At 59.6% G+C, this 456-nt stretch carries 1 protein-coding gene; it reads left to right on the forward strand.

The genetic code is table 11. The features are described 5' to 3' along the window. On the forward strand, nucleotides 1-456 hold a 456-nt coding region (locus RAD15_RS43770), incomplete at both ends, for a sulfotransferase family protein (protein ID WP_458184855.1).

A 456-nucleotide genomic window follows, 5' to 3' on the forward strand; every position in this document is an offset into this window, starting at 1 on the left:
TCTTGCTGCGATCCCCACGCTTGACGACGCGGCGATCGCCCGCGCGCGGGCGCATTATTATGAGGAGATGGCGAAGGTCGGCACGGTCCCGAATGGCCGGTTGCTCATCGATAAATCGCCGCTGTTTCTCTACAAGGTGCCGTTGATCCAGCGCCTGTTCCCCAAGGCGCGTTTCATCCTGGCCCTGCGCCATCCCTGCGATGTGCTGCTCAGCTGCTTCATGAGCAGTTTCCAGCTCAACAACGCGATGGCCAATTTCCTGCGCCTGGAGGATGCGGCCGATTTCTACGATCTGGTATTCAGTCATTGGGAACGGTCGCGGGAATTATTCCCGGTACAGATGCATACGATCGTCTACGAACGGCTGGTCGACAATGTCGAAGCGGAAGTTCGCCCCCTGTTCGATTTCCTGGGGCTCGACTGGCATGAGGATGCGCTGGACCACCGCCGCACCGC

This window comes from Bradyrhizobium sp. 14AA (genome assembly GCF_054185205.1).